General features: G+C 67.5%; 20 protein-coding genes. 9 read left to right on the top strand and 11 right to left on the bottom strand.

Annotated features, from left to right (window positions below):
* Window positions 1-33: 33 nt before the first annotated feature.
* From ADE01S_RS13015 to ADE01S_RS13030, 4 genes are all read right to left on the bottom strand, one after another.
* The gene (locus tag ADE01S_RS13015) at window positions 34-819 is read right to left on the bottom strand and encodes a crotonase/enoyl-CoA hydratase family protein (RefSeq protein WP_062682117.1); all 786 of its coding nucleotides are present in this window, start codon (window positions 817-819) and stop codon (window positions 34-36) included.
* Window positions 812-2047 (bottom strand): CaiB/BaiF CoA transferase family protein, encoded by a 1236-nt coding sequence (locus ADE01S_RS13020; protein ID WP_062682118.1) that lies wholly within the window; start codon window positions 2045-2047, stop codon window positions 812-814. Before ADE01S_RS13020 ends, ADE01S_RS13015 begins: the two co-directional genes overlap by 8 nt.
* A 223-nt stretch (window positions 2048-2270) precedes the next feature.
* A complete protein-coding gene (locus ADE01S_RS13025) occupies window positions 2271-2600 on the bottom strand; it encodes a DUF3325 domain-containing protein (protein WP_062682119.1) in 330 nt (109 codons plus the stop codon).
* Window positions 2597-4249 (bottom strand): PepSY-associated TM helix domain-containing protein, encoded by a 1653-nt coding sequence (locus tag ADE01S_RS13030; protein ID WP_062682120.1) that lies wholly within the window; start codon window positions 4247-4249, stop codon window positions 2597-2599. The genes ADE01S_RS13025 and ADE01S_RS13030 overlap by 4 nt, the downstream gene beginning before the upstream one ends.
* Before the next feature lie 277 nt (window positions 4250-4526).
* Between ADE01S_RS13030 and ADE01S_RS13035 the strand changes: the two genes are divergently transcribed.
* The 3 genes from ADE01S_RS13035 (at window position 4527) to ADE01S_RS13045 (ending at window position 8728) form a co-directional block, all read left to right on the top strand.
* Window positions 4527-4985 (top strand): sigma-70 family RNA polymerase sigma factor, encoded by a 459-nt coding sequence (locus ADE01S_RS13035; protein ID WP_255220863.1) that lies wholly within the window; start codon window positions 4527-4529, stop codon window positions 4983-4985.
* Window positions 4982-6016 carry a FecR family protein gene (locus ADE01S_RS13040; protein WP_242663416.1) on the top strand — a complete coding sequence of 345 codons (1035 nt, stop codon included), beginning with the start codon at window positions 4982-4984 and terminating at the stop codon, window positions 6014-6016. Before ADE01S_RS13035 ends, ADE01S_RS13040 begins: the two co-directional genes overlap by 4 nt.
* 126 nt (window positions 6017-6142) lie before the next feature.
* Complete coding sequence (locus ADE01S_RS13045) at window positions 6143-8728, top strand: TonB-dependent siderophore receptor (RefSeq protein WP_082775782.1); 2586 nt, start codon at window positions 6143-6145, stop codon at window positions 8726-8728.
* Here ADE01S_RS13045 and ADE01S_RS13050 read toward each other — a convergent pair.
* The 6 genes from ADE01S_RS13050 to ADE01S_RS13075 all read right to left on the bottom strand — a co-directional run bounded on the left by ADE01S_RS13050 (window position 8725) and on the right by ADE01S_RS13075 (window position 15335).
* The gene (locus tag ADE01S_RS13050; RefSeq protein WP_062682123.1) at window positions 8725-10230 is read right to left on the bottom strand and encodes a PepSY-associated TM helix domain-containing protein; all 1506 of its coding nucleotides are present in this window, start codon (window positions 10228-10230) and stop codon (window positions 8725-8727) included. The genes ADE01S_RS13045 and ADE01S_RS13050 overlap by 4 nt on opposite strands.
* Complete coding sequence (locus tag ADE01S_RS31800; protein WP_062682124.1) at window positions 10227-10502, bottom strand: hypothetical protein; 276 nt, start codon at window positions 10500-10502, stop codon at window positions 10227-10229. The genes ADE01S_RS13050 and ADE01S_RS31800 overlap by 4 nt, the downstream gene beginning before the upstream one ends.
* On the bottom strand, window positions 10496-12991 hold the full coding sequence (locus ADE01S_RS13060) for a TonB-dependent siderophore receptor (RefSeq protein WP_062682125.1): 2496 nt from the start codon (window positions 12989-12991) through the stop codon (window positions 10496-10498). The genes ADE01S_RS31800 and ADE01S_RS13060 overlap by 7 nt, the downstream gene beginning before the upstream one ends.
* A 128-nt stretch (window positions 12992-13119) precedes the next feature.
* Entirely contained in the window at window positions 13120-14076 is a 957-nt protein-coding gene (locus tag ADE01S_RS13065) for a FecR domain-containing protein (protein WP_062682126.1), read from the bottom strand.
* Window positions 14073-14588: a sigma-70 family RNA polymerase sigma factor gene (locus tag ADE01S_RS13070; RefSeq protein WP_062682127.1), complete on the bottom strand. Its 516-nt coding sequence runs from the start codon at window positions 14586-14588 to the stop codon at window positions 14073-14075. The genes ADE01S_RS13065 and ADE01S_RS13070 overlap by 4 nt, the downstream gene beginning before the upstream one ends.
* An 81-nt stretch (window positions 14589-14669) precedes the next feature.
* Window positions 14670-15335, bottom strand: coding sequence for a pyridoxamine 5'-phosphate oxidase family protein (locus ADE01S_RS13075; RefSeq protein ID WP_062682128.1), 666 nt, complete (start codon window positions 15333-15335; stop codon window positions 14670-14672).
* A gap of 183 nt (window positions 15336-15518) precedes the next feature.
* Here ADE01S_RS13075 and ADE01S_RS13080 point away from each other — a divergent pair, with 183 nt between their 5' ends.
* Together ADE01S_RS13080 and ADE01S_RS13085 are read left to right on the top strand one after the other, a co-directional pair.
* The gene (locus ADE01S_RS13080; protein ID WP_082775784.1) at window positions 15519-16964 is read left to right on the top strand and encodes an NfeD family protein; all 1446 of its coding nucleotides are present in this window, start codon (window positions 15519-15521) and stop codon (window positions 16962-16964) included.
* Between the two features lie 49 nt (window positions 16965-17013).
* Complete coding sequence (locus ADE01S_RS13085; protein ID WP_062682129.1) at window positions 17014-17781, top strand: slipin family protein; 768 nt, start codon at window positions 17014-17016, stop codon at window positions 17779-17781.
* A gap of 30 nt (window positions 17782-17811) precedes the next feature.
* On the opposite strand, the gene ADE01S_RS13090 is transcribed toward ADE01S_RS13085, so the two are convergent.
* Window positions 17812-18492 (bottom strand): GntR family transcriptional regulator, encoded by a 681-nt coding sequence (locus ADE01S_RS13090; protein ID WP_062682130.1) that lies wholly within the window; start codon window positions 18490-18492, stop codon window positions 17812-17814.
* Window positions 18493-18821: 329 nt separating this feature from the next.
* On the opposite strand from ADE01S_RS13090, the gene ADE01S_RS13095 reads away from it, so the two are divergent.
* From ADE01S_RS13095 to ADE01S_RS13110, 4 genes are read left to right on the top strand one after another with little or no spacing between them, the layout of a single operon-like run.
* On the top strand, window positions 18822-20048 hold the full coding sequence (locus ADE01S_RS13095; RefSeq protein WP_062682131.1) for a pyridoxal phosphate-dependent aminotransferase: 1227 nt from the start codon (window positions 18822-18824) through the stop codon (window positions 20046-20048).
* A 29-nt stretch (window positions 20049-20077) separates the two neighbouring features.
* Window positions 20078-20800 (top strand): 5-oxoprolinase subunit PxpB, encoded by a 723-nt coding sequence (pxpB, locus tag ADE01S_RS13100; RefSeq protein WP_062682193.1) that lies wholly within the window; start codon window positions 20078-20080, stop codon window positions 20798-20800.
* Window positions 20797-21798: a 5-oxoprolinase subunit C family protein gene (locus tag ADE01S_RS13105; protein ID WP_062682132.1), complete on the top strand. Its 1002-nt coding sequence runs from the start codon at window positions 20797-20799 to the stop codon at window positions 21796-21798. Before pxpB ends, ADE01S_RS13105 begins: the two co-directional genes overlap by 4 nt.
* A 42-nt stretch (window positions 21799-21840) precedes the next feature.
* Entirely contained in the window at window positions 21841-22593 is a 753-nt protein-coding gene (locus tag ADE01S_RS13110) for a LamB/YcsF family protein (protein WP_062682133.1), read from the top strand.
* Window positions 22594-22604: the final 11 nt, after the last annotated feature.

A 22604-nucleotide genomic window follows, 5' to 3' on the forward strand; every position in this document is an offset into this window, starting at 1 on the left:
CGGTGAGGCTGCCTTGGCGCTGATTGAATCGGCTTAACCGCGCGTCTTGTCCAGGAATGCGTCCAGCGCGGCGGCGTGCTCCTGCGTATGGTGGGCCAAGGCCTGGAAGCCCGCCGAAAGTTCGAGCAGCGTATCCAGGCGGGTGTGCTGCCCCTCGCGCAACAGTCGCTTGGTCAAGCGCAGTGCGTGGCCGGAATGCTGCGCGATCTCCTGCGCCAGCGCCATCGCGGCAGGCAGCAGCGCCTCCCGGCCGACCACTTGCGAAACCAACCCCATATCAAGCGCCTGGACGGCATCGACGCTGCGGCCGGTGAAGGCCATTTCGCAAGCCCGCGACATACCGACGGCCCGAGGCAGCAGCCAGGCGCCGCCGTCACCCGGCGTCAACCCGAGCTTGACGAAACTCTCCGCAAACCGCGCCTCGTCGGCCGCGATCCGTATATCGCACATGCAGGCCAGGTCGCAGCCCGCCCCGATCGCCGGTCCGTTCACCGCGGCGATCGTAGGCACTTCCAGATTGCAGAGGGCCAGCGGCACGCGCTGTATCCCGTTGCGGTAGGCCAGACGGCTCTGCACGGGTTCGCCCAGGCCCGCGCCGACTGCCGTGGACAGGGTCTTGAGATTGCCTCCCGAGGAGAAAACGCCATGCGCGCCGGTAAGCACCACGGCGCGCACCGACATATCCGTATTGATTTCGGCGCATGCGTCGACCAGCGCGTCGATCGCGTCTGGGTCGGAGAGCGCGTTGCGCGTCGCTCCGCGGTCCATGGTCAGCAGCAGGACCGCGCCATGACGTTCGCGTTTCAGAAAATCAGTCATGGCTCGCTCCGGACGTCGAGGCGTCGCGGGCCGCCTCCAAGGTGACCCGATCCCGCAGCAGATCGGCGATGGCGTCGTCATCGTAGCCGGCCTCCCTCAGCACTTCGACGCTATGCTCGCCGAGCCGCGGGGCCTGCCGCGACGGATCGGGCGGCGTTCCGGACCAGCGCGACGGCACCGCCATCGTGCGCAACTTGCCCTCGGTAGGATGCTCGACCGTGTTGAAGAACCCGATGGCCTGGAGCTGCGGGTCGCCGAGCAGCGACTCCACGGTATGCATCGGCATGGCCGGAATGTCCGCCTTCTCGAAGGCCGCCAGCCAGTCCTCGGTGGTCCGCGTGGCGATCGCGTCCGACACCAAGCGATAAATCGCATGAATGTGCTGCGTGCGGGTGCCGATATCGCGGAATCTGGGATCGGTGGCCTCCCGGCCAGGCTGCCCGATCAGTTCGAAGAACGCCGCCCACTGCTTGTCCGCATAGAGCAGCACGCAGATATGTCCGTTCAACGTCGCGTAGGGCCGCCGGTCGGCATTCAGGATCCGCGGGTAGCCGGGCGGCCCCAGCGGCGGCTCGAAGGACTGGCCCGCCATGTGGTCGCCGAGTATCAGTTGCGCCATGGTCTCGAACATCGGCACATCGATGGCCTGCCCTTGTCCGGTGCGCGCCCGATGATACAGGCCGGCGCTGACCGCATTGGCCGCGCTGATGCCGACGATGCGGTCGGCGATGGCGCTGGGCGCGTACCGCGGCGTTTCGCTGCCGGCCTGCACCGACAAGGCGGGAATCCCTACCGCGCCCTGGATGAGATCGTCGTAGGCCGCCCGCGCCGCATAAGGGCCGCGCTGGTCATAGCCGTAGACGCCCACGTAGAGAATGGCGGGATTGACCTGCGCCAGCTCCTCGTACGAAAGCCCCAGCCGCGCCATGGCCTGGGGCCGCACGTTGTAGATCAGCACGTCGCAGGTGGCCGCCAGCCTGAGAAGCGCCTCGCGGCCCGCCGGCCGCTTCAAGTCCAGCACGATGCTGCGCTTGCTGCGGTTGGCATGCAGGAAAATCCCTCCCATGCCCGGATGACGCGCCGGACCGATGCCGCGCACGTTATCGCCCGCCGGCGGTTCGACCTTGATCACGTCCGCGCCCAGGTCTCCCAGTATCTGGGTGGCGTAGGGCCCCATCAGCACCGTCGTGACGTCAAGGATGCGGACGCCTTCCAATGGCCCGCTCATGCGCCGCTCCCGGAACGACTCGCCTCAACGCGTGGCCCGCGCAACCCGGATGCCCAGCAAGTACCGCTTTCTAACATGACAGCTCCCATTCCAGAATGCCTTGCTGGACATCCTAGGTAAGAACCATGCACGCCGGAAATACTATATTTGGGTCAGCCGATACATTGAAAATATTGGATAAGCATGCCGCGTCAGCCGCGAGCCGGCCGCGGGAATGCGCCCGTCACGCAGCCATCCAGGCCAGCGCGCTCGCCAGCGCCGCAAACCCCGCGCCCGCAAGCACCATCCCGGGCGCATAGGCCAGCAGCGCCCCCAGCGCCATGGTCGCCGCCGTCAACACGCCCAGCCACGCGGCGATGGCCACCGACACGCTCCATGCCTGCAGGCAGGGGATGAGCGCCACTCCCAGGCCCAGGTATCCCGCCGCGCGCCATGCCAGCGTCCAGGGCCCGCCCAGTTCCCGGGACAGCATCTGTTCCTGGTGGCGGGGCATGGACAGGCCCAGCATGGCGCTGGCCGCGAATGCCCACCCCAGGCTGATCCACGCCATCATGGCCGCGCTCCGGCATTCGTCGAGCCTGCGGCAAGCGCATCGTTTGCCGGTGCCGCGCTTGGGGGCTTGCGCTGCAGGCGACTCGCGGGCGACAGGCCGGAGCGGGAAAGCTTGAACGCCATGAAGGCCAGCAGCGCGCCCATGGCGAAGGCGGACAGATCGAATGCCGCCACGCTCCACAGGCCCCGCGCGATGCTGACGGGCAACGCGGCTCCGCCAGTCGCCGCGTTCAGCGCCGGCAGCAGCATCAACAGTCCAGCCGAAAGCGCCAGCGTATCTATCCACGCGCGGCGGTGCGTGCGCAGGCAGGCATACGCCAGGCTCAGCGCCCAAGCCGCGAAAAACCCGCGGATTTCCCAATCCGCCCGCCCGGCGAGCGACGCCGGCAGCAGGCGGTTCATCCAGAAGTACGCCGCGATCGCCAGGAACAGACCGGCCAGCGCGGCCACGTTCGTCGCCTCGACCAGCCGGTGGCCCTTGGGCGTGCGCCCCAGCTTGCGGCGTTCCGGCAACCGCTTGACCACCCAGAGCACCATGCCGCTGGCAACCATGAAGCTGCCCACCATGCCGGAAAGGAACAGCAGCCAGCGCAGGGCCGGACCGGCGAAGCGGCCGAGGTGCGCGCTGGTGAACACGTTGTAGACGGCGACGGCCGCCGTGGGCGCCACCGCCGCCGGGACATCGAGACGCGCGCCGCTGGCCGCGTCGAAGACCGCCCGGCGCGCAACGCCTCGGTCCACCAGGCTTGCGCCCTGCCCTTCGCGCGCCTCGACCGTGACCGCGTGGCCGCCGGGCCGATTCACCGTGAGGGCACCGATGGACGAATCCGGCCACGCAGCCGCCGTCTGGTCCAGAATCGACTGGAGCGCCGCCCGCGGCGGCGCCAGGACGGGCGCATCGTGCCCGGGGGCCTGCACCGGCGCGGCCGGCGCGCGCCGCTCGGCGAAATAGGCGCGGGTATCTCCCTGGTAAGCCGCTTCGATCGGCCAGGGCATGAGCTGGTACATCAAGAGCAACAGGCCGCTGAATGTGATCACGAAATTGAACGGCAATGCCAGCACGGCAGTGGCGTTATGGCCGTCCAGCCAGGAGCGCTGCCCTTTGCGCGGGCGGAAGGTGAAGAAATCCGTGAAGATCTTCTTGTGCGTGATCACGCCGCTGACGATGGCCACGAGCATGAACAAGGTCGCCGCGCCCACGATCCAGCGCGCCCACACTTGCGGCATTCCATAGAGCTCGAAATGGAAGCGGTACAGGAAATCCCCCCCGCGCGTGGCCCTGGGCTCCAGCACCTCGCCCGTGCCGGCGTCCAGCACGGCGCGCTTCAAGCCGGCCCGGCCCGCGGCCGCGCCGGGCTCCCGCCAGGACACTCTTACCGCCGGATCCCGCGGCCCCGGCAGCGAAATCGACCAGACCGTGGCGGCGGGCGCGATGCGCGCCAGGGTATCCATGGTCAGCCCCAGCGTATCCGGGCCCGCCCGCGACCCATGGACCTCCGGCTGCATCCAGGCCGTGATCTCCGTGCGAGCGAAACTCAGCGTGCCGAGCAGGAACACGGCGAACAGCAGCCAGCCGAGCACCAGGCCGGACCAGGTATGCAGCCACGACATCGCCTGGCGCAGGCCCTCGGGCTTCGCATCGGGTCTCATCGCGGCGCCTCGCCGCGCCGGGCGTCGGCGGATGGATTGGACAGAAACGAAAGTGGCGTCATATCGGGAGGTAAAGGTGGGCGGGGCGCATCGCATGCCGCTCCGGGTTCGATCATTGCCCTGTAGACAATCCGTCAGGGGAAATCCTGATGCCTTCGGCCCAATTAAATATCGATATTGAGATTTGTTATCATTATCAAAAATTGGGGCAATACAAATGAGCCGCGACGCGGAAAAGACGGACCGGGGAAACGGGTGGATATCGCTTGATGACTGCTTGCAGTCCGTGCGCCGTGCGGTCTCGGCGCATCTGGGCCGGCAGCATTCGGCGGCCGACCTGGTGCAGGAAGCCTATGCGCGCATGCTGGACCGCCCCGGCCAGGCCCGACTGGGCAATCTCGCGGGATACCTGTACCGGACGGCGATCAACCTCGCCTACAACGCGAGCGCGCGCAATAAGGTCGAAACCCGCGTTTATCAGGAAATGGCGCTGAACCGGGAATCGGTATCGCAGGCGCAGGACCCCGCCCGCATCTATGCCGACCGCCAGCAACTGGCCGAAGTCATGAATGCCATAGACGACCTGCCGCCGCGCTGCCGTGAAGTATTCTTGCTTTATCGTTTCGAAGGCCTGGACCAGGGAGAAATCGCATCCCGGCTGGGCATTTCCCGCAACATGGTCGAAAAGCACGTCATCCGCGCAATGCGCGCCTGCAGGGCCGCCTTGAATCCGTGAACCAGGACCGACATTCTCCGCCGCCAGCGCAGGACGCCGCCGACGACATCGACGACGTCGCCCTGCGCTGGTTCATGACGCTGCGCGAAGCCGGCGCGGATACACACGCCAGCGCGGCGGCGCGCGCGAAACTCGACGAATGGTTGTCCCGCGATCCCCGGCATCGCCGCGCGTTCGAAGCCTGTGAACGCGACTGGCTCAGCTTGCAGCCGCTGGCGGAACGCTATGCGCCCGCGGCGCCCCCGCCCCGACGCGCCCCCAGGCGGCCTCGCTTTGCGCTGGCCATGGCGGCCGTGGTGATGGCCGTCGGCGGCTATCTCGCTTGGCAGACACAGCAATACGCCGACTTCTCGCTGTGGGGCCCGCGCAGTTTCGAAACCGCGCAAGCCGGGTCCGAGGCGCTGGCCATGAGCGATGGAACGCATGTCGTCATGGACGTGGGCACGGAATTGAATGTGGCCTACTCCGGCCAGCAGCGGCGTGTTGCGCTGGCAACCGGGGCGGCATATTTCGATGTCGCGCGCGATCCAGCCCGGCCCTTCGTCGTCGAAGTCGGAAGCGGGTCCGTGCAGGTCCTGGGCACCGCCTTCGAAGTACAGCGCCTGCCGGACGGTTTGCGCGTCAACGTGGCGCGTGGCCATGTGCGGGTGCTTCCGGCGGACGGCGCCCCCCCCGTCGAACTGTTCCCGGGGCAATCCGTGCGCCTGGAGCAGGGTCGCGTCACACCGGTGCGCCCGATCTCCGATTCGCAAGTGGCGGCCTGGCGCCAGAACCGGCTCGTCTTCGAGAACGAAACGCTGGAAGAGGTCGGCCGCGCCCTGAGCCGGCGCGGCGTATGGAGCGTGCAGGTCGATCCTTCCGTGCGGAACCTTCCCGTCACGCTGATCGTGCAGCTCGGCGACGTCGTGAACGCGCTGCAGGCCCTGCCCGACATCGCGCCCGTCGCCGTGACGCGCGCCGGACGCGTGCTGACGATCGCGCCCAGCGGCAAACCCGACCGCATCGAGCCTCCGCGCCGCCTCGGACGCTAAAGCCGCCCCCGCTCGGCCGCGCCATGCCCGTAGCCCCGGCACAAATAAAAACACGTCTCAATATCAGGATTCCACTCGCTGGATTGTCTTTAGGGAATCGAACATCCAGGAAGGGAGAGAATCGCCATGCAGGCCGGAAAGTGCAGGACGCGCGTCAAGAACCGGTGGACGCCGCGCGCGGGGCGGCGGCGCGGGACGGCGCTGGCCGCCATGCTGCTCTGGAGCGTCCACGCGCAAGCGGCGCAAGCGCAAACGCAAGTCGCCCAGACCGGTCAGGCCGTCATGCTAAGCATAGAGTTGCAGCCGCTGGAGAAAACGCTGGTCGAGCTGAGCCGGTACACCGGGCTGTCGATCGCCTTCGACCCCCAGCAGGTCCGGGGCATACAGGCGCCCGCCATCCACGGCGAAATGACGCCCGAACAGGCGCTGCGCAGCGCGTTGTCCAATAGCGACCTGGTCTATACCCTGCGCGGACAGGTCGCCACGGTCCGCCCGCAGGGCGTGGCCCAGCTGGCGCCGGTCACCGTCTCGGGAGACGGCCTGTCCGGCTACATCGCCGACACGCCGACGTCCATCGCGACCAAGACTTCCCTGCCGCCGCGGCAGACGCCCTTTACGATCAACCAGGCACCCAAGGAGCTGATCGTCGAGCGCGGGGACGCCAATATCTACGACACGCTGGAAGGCTTCGCCGGGGTAACCACGACCAGCGGCAATGGCGACATCGGCCAGAGCATGTCGCGCTCGATCAACGTGCGCGGCTTCTCCACGGGTGGCGCGGGACAATTGCTGATAAATGGCCAGCGCACCTACAGCTCGGCCTCCACGGCACGCAGCCCCGACAGCCTGGAGCGCGTGGAACTGCTGCGCGGCCCCGCGGCGCTGTACTACGGCGCCGCCGAGCCCGGCGGCATCGTCAACTATACCTACAAGCGCCCGCAGGCAGAGGCGGCCTATACGATCCGCGGGCGCACGGACAGCAAAGGCTCCTACGGATCGATGGTGGACATGACCGGCCCCTTGAACCAGGACGCCACCCTCCTGTACCGCCTGGTCGGCAGCTACACGCACACCGAAGACGACCAGGACCACATCTGGCAGGAACCCAAGAGCGCGCTCGCCGCGCTGACCTATGCGCCGAATTCCCGGTTCGACACGACCCTGACGTACGAGCGCATGGACATGCGGGCCGTTCCGGAACAGGAAAACAATATGCGGATCAGCAATCCGAAAAGCCCCTATTACGGCGGCTACTATCCGGTGCCCCGCGATTTCTTCTGGGGCAGCCTCAACGACCGGGCAGTCATGCAAACGGACAGCCTGCTCTGGGACGCCCGCTGGCGGCCGAACAACAGCTTCAACGTTTCCGCGTACGCCAACTACCAGGAAACCAAGCAGTGGTGGCAGAACACGCGCGTGAATAATGCCGGCAACGGCCCGGACGCGAACGGCAATGTGCAACGCTACGTGAGCGGACGGCAGAGCCGCGACCGCAACTGGTCCGTCGGCATGGACTTGAGCGGCGAGGCCCATACCGGCGCATTCCGCCACGACTGGCTGACGGGCATGGGCTACGGCCACACGCAAACCCGGTCCAGCGGGCGCAAAGTGGCCTCGGACTCCCGGCCGGGCCAGCCGTACACGCCGGGGCCGCTGAACATCTTCGATCCCGACTACGGCAACTGGGCGTACCAGGACCGCATCTGGGAAGACCCGCTGGGCGAAGCCACCAAGCGCAATGACCTGAACCTGTATTTCCAGGACATGCTGCATTTTCCGAACGACAGGACCCGGCTGCTGCTGGCGATGGGATGGGCCCAGTTCGACAACCGCCCCGCCGACCGCGAGCAGCGCAACAAGATCAGCAAATGGTCGCCGCGCATCGCGCTCATGCACGACTTCACGCCGAGCACCACCGTCTACGCGAGCTACGGCGAATCGTTCTACCCGAACGAGTTGAACCTGCTGGACATGAGCGGCCAGTACATCACCAAGCCGCAGGAAGGAAAGCAGTACGAGCTCGGCATCAAGCAGGACCTTTTCGATGCGCGCGCCATGTTTACCGCGGCGGTCTTCCGCATCGACAAGAAGAACATGCCGATGGCCGCGCAGTCCGAAGGCCAATGCGATCCCCTGGCCGCGCCGGCGCCCGGCACGCCGGGCAGCGCCGACGGCACCGGCGACTGCCGCACGGGGCTGGCGGGCCTGGAACGTTCGCAGGGCATAGAGCTCGAACTCTCCGGCCTGCTGACGGACTGGTGGGCCGCGTCGCTCTCCTACGCATACCTGAAGACCGAATACGTGGACACGGCCGATCCCTACGCCCAGGGCCGCAGCAAGCCCAATATGCCCGCCCACAACGTCGCGCTATGGAACAAGTTCCGCGTCTACCAGGACCCCGACTACGGCACGGCGCACGTGGCCGTGGGCCTGCGGGCCTGGAGCAAGAGCCACAACGCCTGGCGCGACCCCAGCGTGGGAACGTACTACAACCCCTACTCCCGGACCGACTACAACCCGGGTTACGGGATCGTGGACCTGGCGCTGTTCTACAACAACACGCTGGCCAACGGCATGGACCTGAAGCTGCAGCTCAACATCAAGAACCTGTTCGACAAGACCTACTACGACCGCAACCGGTTCGCGAACGGCTCGACCATCGTGTGGGGCAATGAACGCCGGGCGATGCTGAGCGCGGAATTGAGCTTCTAGCCCGCTACCGGGCCCCCCTTGCCCCGCTTGCCGCCCGCATACCAGCACGCCAGGGCGGCCAGGGCGCAAGCGGCCCAGACCGCCCAATGCAGCGGCGTGGCCAAGGCGGCGCGCAGGCCGGCGTCGGGGGCCAGCGCCAGCAAATCTGCCGGAATGACCGCCAGCCACAGCAAGCCCGCCGCCCGCCATTGCTCCCGCCACAACCAGGAACCACGCTGCGCCAGCGCGTGCGCCCCGCAAGCGCCCCAGGCCAGGAAGAAAGCCAGCACCTCGCGCTCATGCAAGCCTGGAGATGCCGGCCAGGCAAGACGGTTGGCCAGCAGATAGGCGGCGCAAGCGCATACCGGTCCGCAGACCATGGCCACGTTCAGGCGGTGCGCGGCCCGCCCGAACGCCGAAGCGGCCGAGGCCGGCCGGGCCGCGTATAGCACCAGCCCCGTGGAGATCATCGCGGCGCCGCACAGCGCCAGAAGGAAATACAGCGCGCGCAGCAGCGGCGCGGCGTAATAGCCGTAATGCAGTCCGCCCAGCGTCCGGATGAGTTGCAGGGATCCGGGATACGCCGTGTGCGCATCGACGATTTCCGCCGTGGCGGCGCGCATCGATACGCGATCGGGAAACGCCATCAGCCTGTCGTCGAAGCGGCGCCACACGTCCGCCATGGCCCCTTGCGTGCCTGGCTGCCTGACCTCGACCACAGCGGCCTTGCCTGCGCCCAGGATGGACTCCGCCCGCTGCGCCAGCGCCGCCAAGGGCTGCATGGCTGCCGCGTTCCCCGGCGCGGGCGTGGCCGGCGGCCGAGGAAAGACCTCGGCCACCATCGCCCCCATGTCCCCGCCAAACCGACTGTGCACGCCCGCCGGCAGATAGGACAGCAATAGCGTACTCAACGCGGTAATCACGATCATGCAATGGAAAGGCAGGGGCAGCACCGACAGCGCATTGTGAGCGTCCAGCCAGGCGCGCCCCGGCGAGGCTCGCGGCCGGAATGTGAAGAAGTCCGCGAAGAACCGGCGATGCACAATGACGCCCGAAACCAGCGCTACCAATAGGGCCAAGCTGCACGCTCCCACCAGCCATATGCCGGCCTGCCCAGCGTGCAGGCTGTAGTGGAACTCCACCAGGAACTCGCCTCCCTCCGTGTCGCGCAACTGAATCTCGCGGCCACTGGCCGGGTCCAGCATCGCGGTTCCTTCGCCCTCCTCGCCGTGCCATGACAGCGCCATCAAGGGATGGCGCGCGTCAGGCAGCTCGACCCGCCATGATGCCGCGCGGGAGGCATGGCGTTCCAGCCATGCCTGCGCCAGGGCGAGGGACCGATTCCCGCTCGCCGAGCCTGCCGCCGCGCTTTCGGGCGTCATCCAACGGCCGATCTCCGGCGCGTACACGCTCAGCCCGCCGGTCAGGAATACCGCAAACGCAATCCAGCCGAACAGCAGGCCCACCCAGGTGTGCAGCCAGGACATGCGCTGGCGCAGGCTGCCTTCCGGATAGGCGTTCATGGCGCCAGCCCCCACCGCAAGCCCAGCGCCCCGATACAGCCTGCCGCGATGGCCAGCCACACCCGGGCCGAGCTGCGCGCCGCGAAGCACCATATGGCCAGGGCCGCATAGGCGGGAATCGCCAGCAACGCCGGATAGAGAATGGCGTCGGCCGGCGGCCATGGCAGCCAGGCCGCGGCCGCCGCCATGGCCGATACGAGCGCATAGCCGCCGAGCGTGGCGGCCAGTGCGCGCGCCAGCGTCCCGCGCCAGCCGCCGCGCCGCGTCACCATGCGTACTTCATCGTGGCCAGCACCAGCCGTCCGGCGCCGTAGGTGCAAGAGGTGGTCGTGATGCAGGTGCCCACATAGGTCCGGTCGAACAGGTTGCTGACGTTCAGCGCCACGCTCAGCCCGCGCATCTCGGGCCGCATCTGCCCCAGGTCATAGGACAACGCCGCATCGACGAGCGTGACCGACGGAATGCGCAGCGTGTTCGCAGCGTCGCCCCAGTCGGCGCCGATATAGCGCACGCCCGCGCCCAGCCCCAATCCCTGCAGCGGCCCGCCCTGCACCTTGTAGCCCAGCCATGCCGCCGCCTGATGCGCCGGCGCGTAGAACTGCTTCTTGCCTTCGCGCGATTGGGGCACGCCATCGATGACGTCGACATTGGAGCTCTTGGTCACGACGGCGTCGACATACGAGTAGGAGGCGACGAGATCCCAGCCGCCGCCCAGGCTGGCCTTGCCTTCCAGTTCTATGCCGCGCGCGCGCGTCTCGCCGGTCTGGGCCTGGAAGCCCGGCGGCCGTCCCGGCGTGGTGTCGCTGGTCAGCACATTGGTCTGCGTCAGCTGATAGGCGGACAAGGTCACCATGCTGTCGCTGCCGGGCGGCTGGTATTTCAGTCCGGCCTCGATCTGCCTGCCCTTGGACGGCTGGAACGGGTTGCTCTCGTAGTCAGTGCCGCCCGTGGGCGCGAACGAGGTGGAGTACGCCACATAGGGCGCCAAGCCGTTTTCCAGGAGGTAGGTCAGCCCCGCCCTGCCGGTAAAGGCCGAATCGCTCTGCGACACCTTGCCCGAGGTCATCCGGTTGCGGGTGGTGCTGCTCGCCATATCGTAGCGTCCGCCCAGTGTCAGCAGCCAGTTGCCATAGGAAAGCTGGTCCTGCAGGTAGACGCCGGACTGCTCGGTGTTCTGGAGGGCGTCGATGCGCGGGATCAGGTCCTGCACGCCAGGCCGCGGCAGGCCATAGACCGGATCGTAGAGATCCAGCGGCGGCACGCCGGCGATGACATTGGCGAACTTGTAGGTATCGCGCATGCTCAGGTAGTCGAAGCCGGCCAGGAACTCATGGCCCACGGCGCCGGTGCGGAAACGCGCGATAGCCTGCGTATCCACATTCAGCGTCGAGCCGGTGCCCTGGCCGCGCGACATGGTGCGCGACCAGGTGCGCATGTCGACCGGGTTGAGCAGGTAGCCCACGGTGGTGCGCGCCTCGCCCCGCATGTGGCTGTAGCGCAATTGCTGCTTGACGGTCCAGGTGTCGTTGAACTGGTGCGAGAACAGGTATCCGGCCGAAAACTGCTCCCGGTCATAGGCGTCCCAGCCCGGCTCGCCCGCAAAGCGGTCGCGCGGAATGCGGCCGTTGGGATTGGAATAAAGCGTGCCGTCCGCCGGCAGGTTGCCGTACAGCGGCACCTGGTGATCCTTCTGGTAAAAGCCCAGCAGGGTCAGCGAGGTAACTGCCGATGGCCGCCAGGTCAGCGCCGGCGCCACGAAGGTGCGGTCTTCTTCCGAATAATGCGGGGACTGGGCCGCGTCGCGCTGAAGACCCACCAGGCGGTAGCTCCATTGCCCCGCTTCGTCCACGGGGCCGCCCAGGTCGAAAGCGGCCTGGGCCCGGCCGTAGCTGCCTGTCTGCAATTCGATTTCGCGCCGCGGGGTCTCGGTGGGCAGCTTGCTCACCATGTTGATCAGGCCGCCCGGCGTATTCTGGCCGTACAGCACCGAGGACGGCCCCTTCAGGACCTCGATCCGCTCCAACCCGTAGGGCTCGATCTGTAGCATGCCGAAACTGTAGGCGCCATACGGCAGCCGCGCGCCGTCCAGGTTGTTGCGCGCCGCGTAGCCGCCGCGCAGATAGATGTTGTCGTAGCGCAGGTCCGCGCTGCCGCCCGGGGCATAGACGCCCGGGGTGTAGGCCAGCGCCTCGACGACACTGCGCGAACCGCGCATCGTGATCTCGTCGCGCGTCACCACGTTCACCGTTTGCGGAATTTCCAGGATCGGGGTTTCGGTCTTGGTGCCCGCGGCGCTGCGCTGCGCCACCAGGCCTTCGTCCACGCCCCGGGCGTATTCGCTCGCGCCCTCCACCCGCACCACCGGCAGCAGCGTCGGTTCCGCGGGAAGCAACCGCAGCGTGTAGACGTTGGCGCCGTCGCGCCGCGCAGCCAGCGGCGTGCCGGCCAACAGCCGAGCCAACCCCGCCTCTACCGGCCAAGCTCCCTGCAGGCCCGCCGTGCGCCGGCCTTCGGCCAGGGCCGGATCGAACGACAGATTGATGCGCGCGGCCCCCGCGAACGCGGCCAGCGCCGGTCCCAGCGGACCGGCGGGGATATCGAACTGCGGCAGCGCGGACGCCCCGGACGCCGAGCCGGCCGGCTGCGCCAGGACGGCGGGCGCGGCCGCCATCCATCCCAGCGCCGCGCACAAGGCGCTTGCGGCCGCCCGACGGCTCGCCCAATGAGGCGGCCTGGCCGCGGTGTGCTTGCTTGAAACCATGCTGATCCCGACAGAGTGCTAGCGAAGGTGCTATATGGACTTGTCGGCCGAGAGAGAAAAAGGTGCCAAAAAGAAAGGCCCCCAACGCCGCGCACGCGATGCGCGCTTGGCCCCTGGGAGCGGTCCGGCTAGGCAGGAACCACAGTCACCCAGTAGCGGCTGCGGAACACCAGCCGCACCGGCAAGCTGCGCGATACGGCCAGCAGCGCCGCATCGGTGTCGTCCACCTGGAATCCCCCCGAAATGCGCAGGTCGGCAACCGCGGGGTCGCAGCGCAGCAGCCCGGGGCGATAGCGCCCAAGCTCTTGCAGGAAGTCGGCCAGCCGCTGGCCATCGGCATACAGCACGCCATCCAGCCAGGCCTGCGGCGGATGCGGGCTGGCGTGCGGCGGCTGCACCCTGTCGGCGGAGAATTCCGCGCATTGCCCGGCGCTCAGGACCAGGCCGGCGGACGCCCCGCGCGGCTGCAGCCGCACCTGGCCTTCGATCACGGCGACGCGGCTGCGCGAGTCCAGTTGCCGGACGCTGAAGTAAGTGCCCAGCGCCTGCGCGCTGCCTTCGGCGGTGCGCACGAGCAGGGGCCGGGGATCGGCATGCACGGCATGCGCCGTCCGCAGCAGGATTTCCCCTTCCCTGAGCAACACCAACCGCCGCTCCTCGGAATAGTCCAGGTCCACCGCGCTGGCGGTGTTGAGCACCAGGAGGCTGCCATCGGGCAGTTCGATCCGCCGGCGCTCGCCGCTGCGCGTGGCGTAGTCGGCCGTCCAGGCCTGCCAGGGCGCCGTGCGCCACGCCAGCCAGCCGGCCGGCAGCGCGACGATCAGGCCCGCCAACACGCGCAACCCCGCGCGTCGCGACGCGCCCGCCTCCAACGCCGCGCGGCCCAGGCCCGGCGGCAGCCCGCCCAGCCTGGCCAACACGGCCTGGGCCCGCGCCCAGGCGCGGTCGTGCTCGGCGCTGCGCTGGCGCCAGCGCTCACAGGCTTGCCGGTCGGCTTCGGAAAAACGGCCCGAATGCAGCCGCACCAGCCAATCGGCGGCTTCGCCCGCTATCTTGGGGTCGATGGAATCCGGCACGGAAGTCATGGCGCGGCCAGGATGCAGTGCTTGAAAGCCTCGGCCATATAGCGCTTGACCGTGCGCAGACTGACTCCCATCTCGGCGCCAATCTCCTCGTACGTCAGCCCGTCGAGCTGCGACAACAGGAACGCGGCCCGGACCTTGTCCGGCAGGACCGCCAGCAAGGCGTCCACTTCCCGCAGGGTCTGCTGTATGGCCAGGCGCTGCTCTTCGGACGGAACATGCTGCGCCGGCATGGCCGCCAAGGCCTCCAGATAGGCCTGCTCAAGCGCATGGCGCCGGTACATGTCCACCATGAGGCGCTTGGCGATGGTGGTCAGGTAGGCACGCGGTTCCTGCAGTTCCGGCATGGCCCGGCGCCGGTAGGCGCTCAGCAGCCCGACGAAGGTGTCCTGGGCCAGGTCGGCGGCGTCGGCGCTATTGCCCAGCCGTCGGCGCAGCCAGCCGAACAGCCAGCCATGATGCGCGTCGTAGAGACGCTGCACGGCGACGGCGGAAGTCTGCTCGGGAAAAGACATGGCAAGGCGCGGCCTGATTCTTCAGAAATGGGAATTAATCGCAATTATCGCCACAAACCCCTATGCCGGCAATCCGCCATCTCAATACAGATTGCGCTTCGCGTCCTGCTTCAACGCAAAGTCGATCAGCTTGGCCGGGAAGATGGTCTTGATCTGGTCGCGGAACATCTGCCCCAGCGTGGGCAGCGCCGAGCGCGGCACGCGCTTGTCCGGGTTCCAGAGGTCCGCCCGCTTGAGCGCCTTGCTGCAATGCAGGTAGACCTCCCGCGCCTGCACCACCACCACCGAACGCGGCCGCTTGTCCTGCACCACGAAACGCTCCATCAGGCTCTCTTCGACCGACACCCGCGCCACGCCGTTGACCCTGAGCATTTCATCGATGCCCGGAATGAAAAACAGCAAGCCCACCCCGGGTTCGTGCACCACGTTGGTCAGGGTGTCCAGGCGGTTGTTCCCGGGCCTGTCGGGAAACGCCAGGTGGAAGTCATCCAGCACCTGCGCAAATCCGGGATCCCCGCCGCGCGGCGACACGTCGGCCAGCGCCCCCGGCCGGCTGCTGCCGATGCAGAAAAACGGCGACAGCGCGATGAAACGGCGGGCGTGCGCGTCGAACCGGTCCATCGTCTTGTCGATGACCGCCGCTGGCGGCTTGGCGTAGACGCCGCGCAGGGCGGCTTCCGATTCGAGATCGTGCCTGGCGTCGGGGGCGACGGTCCCATCGGAGCTGGTTGTTGGCGGTCCGTTCATCGGCTGCTCCTGGCATGGAATTGGAAGGAAGTGGGCCGCGATGGCACGGATAAAATTATAAATGAGAATCAATACATAGATCTCATATTCTTACCGTTTCCTGAACCAATACGCAAAGGGTGTACTCTGGGAACAGCAGGCACGGCGCGAACCGCCGGCCAGCCCGTCGTAGGAGACCCGCTCATGGCTGCCCTATTCCCTGGCCTGACGTCCGGAATCTATTCGATGTTCCGCATGCTGCGCGGCTTGGCGATGGCCTTGGTGACGGCGGCACTTGCTGCGACCGCAGCAAACGCCCAGCAGGTCGGGGACGGCCGGCAAACCGCCGTGGTGCTCTCCCTGGACGGCATCGTCGGCCCCGCCACCGCAGACTATCTGATCCGCGGCCTGGCCGCCGCGCGCGAACAGGAAGCGACAGTGGTCGTGCTGCGCATCGATACTCCCGGCGGGCTCGACGCGTCGATGCGCGACATCATCCACGCGATCCTCGCCTCCCCCGTGCCCGTCATCGCCTATGTGGCCCCGAACGGATCGCGCGCGGCCAGCGCGGGCACCTACATCCTCTACGCCAGCCACGTCGCGGCCATGGCGCCGGCGACGAACCTGGGCGCGGCCACGCCCATTTCGCTGGGCGGCAGTCCCTCGCGGCCCGCGGAGCCGGCTTCCGGCAAAAAGCCGGCGCCAGGCGGTGAAGACGCCGCGCCGCCCTCGCCTCCCAAGGATGCGGGCGAGTCCAAGGCCATCAACGACGCCGTGGCCTACATCCGCTCGCTGGCCGCCTTGCGCGGACGCAATGCGGACTGGGCGGAACAGGCGGTGCGCTCGGCCGCCAGCTTGTCGGCCGGCGAAGCGCGCGCGCAGAACGTGATCGACCTGATCGCCGACGACCTGCCGGACCTGCTGGCCAAGGCAGATGGACGCAGCGTCAAGGTGGGCAACAACGAAGTGGTCCTGCATACCAAGGGGCTGCGGCTGCTGGAACGCGAGCCCGATTGGCGCACGCGATTGCTGGCCGTGATCACGAATCCCAACCTCGCGCTCATGCTGCTGATGGTCGGCGTATACGGGCTGATCTTCGAGTTCATGAGCCCGGGCTCGCTGTTTCCGGGCATCCTCGGCGCGATCTGCCTGCTGATCGGCCTGTACGCCCTGTCCGCGCTGCCGCTGACCTACGCCGGCGTCGCCCTGGTGCTGCTAGGAAGCGCGCTGATGGTGGCGGAGATATTCACGCCATCGGTCGGCATCCTCGGGGTCGGCGGCGCGATCTCCTTCGTTCTGGGCGCGCTGCTGCTGGTCGATACGGACATGCCGGCCTACGAGGTCTCGCTGCCGCTGGTGGCGGGTGTGGCCGTGGCAAGCCTGGGCATGACCTTCCTGATCGGCCGGCTGGCGCTGCGCTCGCGCCGGGCGCCCATCGTCAGCGGCGTCGAGGCGCTGATCGGGCAACGCGCCAAGGTCCTGAGCTGGACCGGCGCGCAAGGTTATGTCGCCGCGGCCGGCGAGCGCTGGCGGGCGACCGGCCCGACCGGGCTTGCCGCCGGCGACACGGCGGTGATCGAGTCGGCGCAGGGCGTCACCCTGCGCGTTCGCGCGGATGCCGGCGCGCCCCCGCCACGAACACCCGCGTAGCGCCCCGCCTGCGCGGCCCCACTCGACCCTCACTTTCCAGGAGCCTGCCATGTTGATGAACCTTGCCTTCTACGGCCCCATTCTCGTGCTGGCGCTGGCGCTGTTCGCGCTGGCGGTGCGCATCCTGCGCGAGTACGAGCGCGGCGTGATCTTCACGCTGGGGCGCTTCACCGGCGTCAAGGGCCCCGGGCTGATCCTGATGATTCCCGTGGTCCAGCAGATGGTGCGCGTGGACCAGCGCATGGCGGTCTTCGACGTGCCCAGCCAGGATGTGATCTCGCGCGACAACGTTTCGGTAAAGGTGAACGCCGTCATCTACTTCCGCGTGATCGACCCCGAGCGCTCGGTGATCCAGGTGGAGAACTTCCGCCAGGCGACCAGCGAGCTGGCGCAGACCACCCTGCGCTCCGTGCTGGGCAAGCACGACCTCGATGAGATGCTCTCGGAGCGCGACAAGCTGAACAACGACGTGCAGGAAATCCTCGATTCGCAGACCGATGCCTGGGGCATCAAGGTGGCGAACGTGGAGATCAAGCACATCGACCTGAACGAAGGCATGGTGCGGGTCATCGCCCGGCAAGCCGAGGCGGAGCGCGAGCGGCGCGCCAAGGTCATCCATGCCGAGGGCGAGGAACAGGCCGCCCAGATGCTGCTCAACGCCGCGCGCACGCTGTCGCAGCAGCCGGAGGCGATGCAGCTGCGCTACCTGAGCACGCTGGCCATGATAGGCACGCAGAACAACTCGACCATCGTTTTTCCATTCCCGACCGAGTTGGGGCAGGTGCTGCGGAAATTTGCGGGGAAGGACGAAACCTGAGGGCGGCGGGGAACGATCCCGCCCGCGGGGTTACATGCCGGCCAGCTTGTCGATGATGGACTGCCGGATGTTGTCGATGTGGCGCATCGTCTCGGCGGACGCGGCTTCCGCATCCCCCCTGGCCAGCGCATCGATCATTGCCATGTGCTCGCCACAGACCGGCACCATGCGCTTTTCGAGCCGCTTGAGCGAGAACATCCGGGTCTTCTGCCGCAGATTGGCGATCATGCTGGCAAGCAGCTCGTTGCCACAGTACTCGGCGATCAGCCCATGCAGCTCCGCATCCAACTGCTGGTGCAGCGGATCCGCCGGAGAGTCCATGTTCATCAATGCCTCTATGCGCTTGCGCAGGTCGGCCAGCTTTTCCGCCGGCACGTTGCCGGCCGCCCGGGCGGCGGCGTCCGACTCCAGCATCCGGCGGATATAGAGCCCCTCCATGAGCTCCTGCAAGGTGACCTGGCGCACGAACAGCCGGTTATTGGACTTGCGTTCGAGCATCCGCTCGCCTTCGAGCCGATGCATGGCTTCGCGCAGCGGAGTGCGGGATACGCCCAGCCGCAGCGCAAGCATGCGCTCCTGCACTTGCTCACCCTGTTTCAGCTCACGCGACAGGATCAGGTCGACCAGGGCGTCGTACGCCTGATTCGCCAGTCCCTTTCCGTTGCTTTCGGCCTCCTGGCCATCTTGTTCTGTGAGTTGACCCGTAGTCATGGCTCCTGTTCGCGCCCGATTTAAAGAATGCAGTTTGGCACATATTCGTCAAAAACCCCGCTGGCCTCCACCCGCGGCGCTCGTGTCCAGGCTTGGCTACGCCTGACCGCCTGGCTCCGGGACCAATCCATTCCGGGAACCTGTGCCGATCGGTACCCCGAACCGCCTGCGCGGCCCCTTGGGAAGTCATCCATTCCCGTTATTTCACCCACAACCTTAAAGCAACTTCAATGTTACCAAATAAAGGTATATAGGTGGTATACCGGATGTACTTCCGCTTGTATACCACGCAAGATCGGGTTTCCTTCCACGCTGTTCCTGGGTTCCACATGACTACCGCTCCCCTTGACTTGCGTTTATCCGACCGTCTTTCCACGGCCAGTCCCTCGGCCACCGGCGCTGTCAGCGAATTGGCTCGCCGCCTGGCCAGCGAGGGCCGTTCGGTCATCAGCCTGAGCGAAGGGGAGCTGGATTTCGATACGCCCGCGCATATCCAGCACGCGGCGATCAAGGGGATCGTGGATGGCCATACCCGCTATACCGGGGTGGGCGGCTCGCCTGCCCTGAAGGCCGCGGTGGTGCGCAAGTTCGCGCGCGACAATGGCCTGGACTACACCGCCTCGGAGGTCATCGCGGCCACCGGCGCCAAGCAGATCCTGTTCAACGCGATGCTGGCGACCATCAACCCCGGCGATGAAGCGATCATCGTGGCGCCGTATTGGGTTTCCTACAGCGAAATGGTGAAGATCGCGGGCGGCGAACCCGTCATCGTCACGCCCGACGCCAGCCGGAATTTCAAGATCACCCCCGACGAACTGGCATCCCGCATTACGCCGCGCACGCGCTGGCTGATTCTGAACGCCCCCTGCAATCCGTCGGGCGCGCTCTATACGCGCGACGAACTGCGCGCCCTCGCGGACGTCGTCCGCCAGCATCCGCGGCTCATGGTCCTCTCGGACGACATCTACGAGAAGATCGTGTACGAGGGAGAATTCATCTCGTTCGTGCAGGCCTCGCCCGACATGCGCGAACGCACCCTCACCGTGAACGGGGTTTCCAAGACCTACGCCATGACGGGCTGGCGCCTGGGCTACGCGGGCGGACCGGCCTGGCTGATCAAGGCGCTGGAACTGCTGCAGTCGCAAAGCACCAGCAATCCGTCGTCGGTCAGCCAGGTCGCGGCGGCGGCGGCGCTCGACGGCCCGCAGGAGTTTCTCGATGTCTGGCGCGAGCGGCTGCGCGCCCGCCGGGACATGGCGCTGTCCATCCTGCAGGGCGCCGCTCCCCTGTTGACGATTACCCGCCCGCCGGCGGCGTTCTACCTATTCGCCAATTGCGGCGGCGCCATCGGCGCCCGGACGCCCAAGGGAGAACGCATATCGACCGACTCCGATCTTGCCCGCTACCTGATCGAAGAGGCCGGCGTGGCGGTCGTTCCAGGCACGGCGTTCGGACTGGCGCCCTACCTGCGGCTGGCGTTCGCCCTGTCCGATGAACGACTCAAGCTCGCCTGCGAGCAGATCGTCGCAGCCTGCGCGCTGCTCACCCGCGATTGACCCGCATCGTGCCCCTCTCCGCATCCACCATGCCCGCCGCTGTCCTGCGCGACGCGCGGATCGAGCCGGTCGGCGACCGCTGCCTGCTGATCCGCCTGGGCGAACAGGCCGGCGTCGAGATCAGCCGGGCAGTGCACGCCGTGACCGCCCTGCTCATCGCCAACAAGCCGCTCGGCGTGATCGACGTGGTGCCCGCCTTCACGACCGTCGCCGTGCATTTCCAGCCGGCGGCGTTCCCGAAGGGCGCCGGCCTGCCCTCTGCGCAATTGACGCGCCATCTTGAAGCCCTGCTGTCGCAGGACCTGCCGGTGCTGTCCACGGAAGGACGCGCAATCGAAATACCGGCCTGCTATGGCGGCGAGTTCGGCCCGGACCTGGAGGATGTCGCGCGGCATTGCGGCCTGAGCCCCGACGAAACGATCGCGCTGCACTGCGGCGCCCCGCTCACGCTCTATGCCTTTTTCTTCTCGCCCGGCAATCCTTTCGCCGGGCCGCTGGATCCGCGCCTGCAGATCGGGCGCCGCAGTTCGCCTCGCACTCGCGTGGAGGCGGGCTCCGTGGCCATCGCCAACGGCATTTCCTCGATTTACCAGGACGCCTCTCCCGGCGGCTGGAACGTCATCGCCCGCACGCCCTGGAATCTCTTCGACGTGCGCCGGGATCCGCCGACGCGCCTGCGCCTCGGAGACCGGCTGACGTTCAGGCCGATCTCGCCGGACGAGTTCCGCGATCTTCTGGAGCCGCGGCCATGAGAACCATGCTTGTCGACCGCCCCGGCATGCTCAGCACACTGCAGGACACGGGACGCCTGGGCCACCAGCAGTACGGCGTTTCGGTCAACGGCCCGATGGACGAATGGTCGCATCGCGTGGCCAACGCCCTCGTCGGAAACCCCGAAGACGCGGCGGTGCTCGAATGCACCCTCAACGGGCCGCGCCTGTCCTTTTCCGAGCACACGCTGGTCGCCCTCTGCGGCGCCGCCATGAACGTGACGGCGGACGGGCAACCCGTGCCCTATGGGCGCGCGGTGCTGCTGCGCCGCGGCGTGGTCCTGGACATCGGCGCCCGCACCGCCGGCGCGCGCCTGTACCTGGCGGTGCGGGGCGGCCTCGCGCCGGACCCCGTGCTGGGCAGCCGCAGCACCAACGTGCGCGCCGGCTTCGGCGGCTTCCACGGCCGCCCGTTGCGCAAGGGCGACCACGTGCCCCTGAGCCCCCCGCGCCGGGGCGCCCCCGCCCTGCCCATCGAACGCCGGATGGTGCAAAGCGGGCTCCCCATGCTGTCGGCCCTGCCCGTGGACGTGGCGCAGCCGGCAAGGCGCGAAGGAGTGTTGCGCGTCATTCCTGGCCCGCACTGGAACGCGTTCACGGCGCCGGCCCGGGCGGATTTCGAACGGCGTCCCTACAAGGTCACCCCCCAGTCCGACCGCATGGGCATACGTCTTCAAGGACCCGCCCTGATGCTCGACCGCCCGATGGAGCTGGTTTCGGAAGCCACCGTCTTCGGCACCGTGCAAGTGCCCCCCGACGGCCAGCCGATAGTGCTCATGGCCGACCGCCAGAGCGCGGGCGGCTACCCGAAGATCGGGTACGTGGCGAGCGCCGATCTTCCTTTGCTCGCCCAGGCCATGCCTGGCGATGAACTGTATTTCGAAGCCATCACGCAAGCCGACGCCGAAAACGCCTGGCAAGACTTCGAAGAACGCTTGCAGCACCTGCGCCGATCCGCCGCGCAGGCGTTGGAATCCTGAAGCACGGACTCCGCTCCCCAGACGATCCCAGGAGAAAACACTATGCCATCCATCGATATCAACTGCGACATGGGCGAGAGCTTCGGACCCTGGGTCATGGGCCAGGATCTCGAACTGTTCGCGCACGTCACCTCCGCCAACATCGCTTGCGGCTTCCACGCCGGCGATCCCGACGTCATGCTCAGGACGGTGCGCGCGGCCATCGAGGCCGGCGTCGCCATCGGCGCGCATCCGGGGCTGCCCGACCTGCAGGGTTTCGGCCGCCGGACCATGTCGATGACGCCGGACGAAGTCTATGCCCTGGTGATCTACCAGGTTGGCGCCCTGGACGCCTTCGCCCGCTCCCAGGGAGGCCGTCTGCACCACGTGAAGACGCACGGGGCGCTCTACAACATGACCGCGCGCGACCCGGCGTTGGCGAACGCCGTCGCGCGCGCCGTCCATGACCTGGACCCGGCGCTGCCGATCTACGTCGCCAACGCCGCGATCGCGCGGGCGGCCCGCGATTTCGGCCTCCCCGCGGTCTTCGAGGTTTACGCGGACCGCACTTATCAGGACGACGGCACCCTCACGCCGCGCTCCCTGCCCCACGCCATGATCGAGGACGTCGACCAGGCCATTGCGCAGGTCAAGCGCATGGTGAAGGACGGCGTGGTGCGATCGCTGTCCGGCAAGGACGTCCCCATCGCGGCCGACACCCTATGCATCCATGGCGACCAACCCGGCGCCGTGCAATTCGCAAGCCAGATCCGCACCGCCCTGGAGGCCGAGGGCATCGCGGTCAAGACCATCTGACGAAACGCAGC

Source organism: Achromobacter denitrificans NBRC 15125, assembly GCF_001571365.1.
In the GTDB taxonomy this organism is placed as follows: Bacteria; Pseudomonadota; Gammaproteobacteria; order Burkholderiales; family Burkholderiaceae_B; genus Achromobacter; species Achromobacter denitrificans.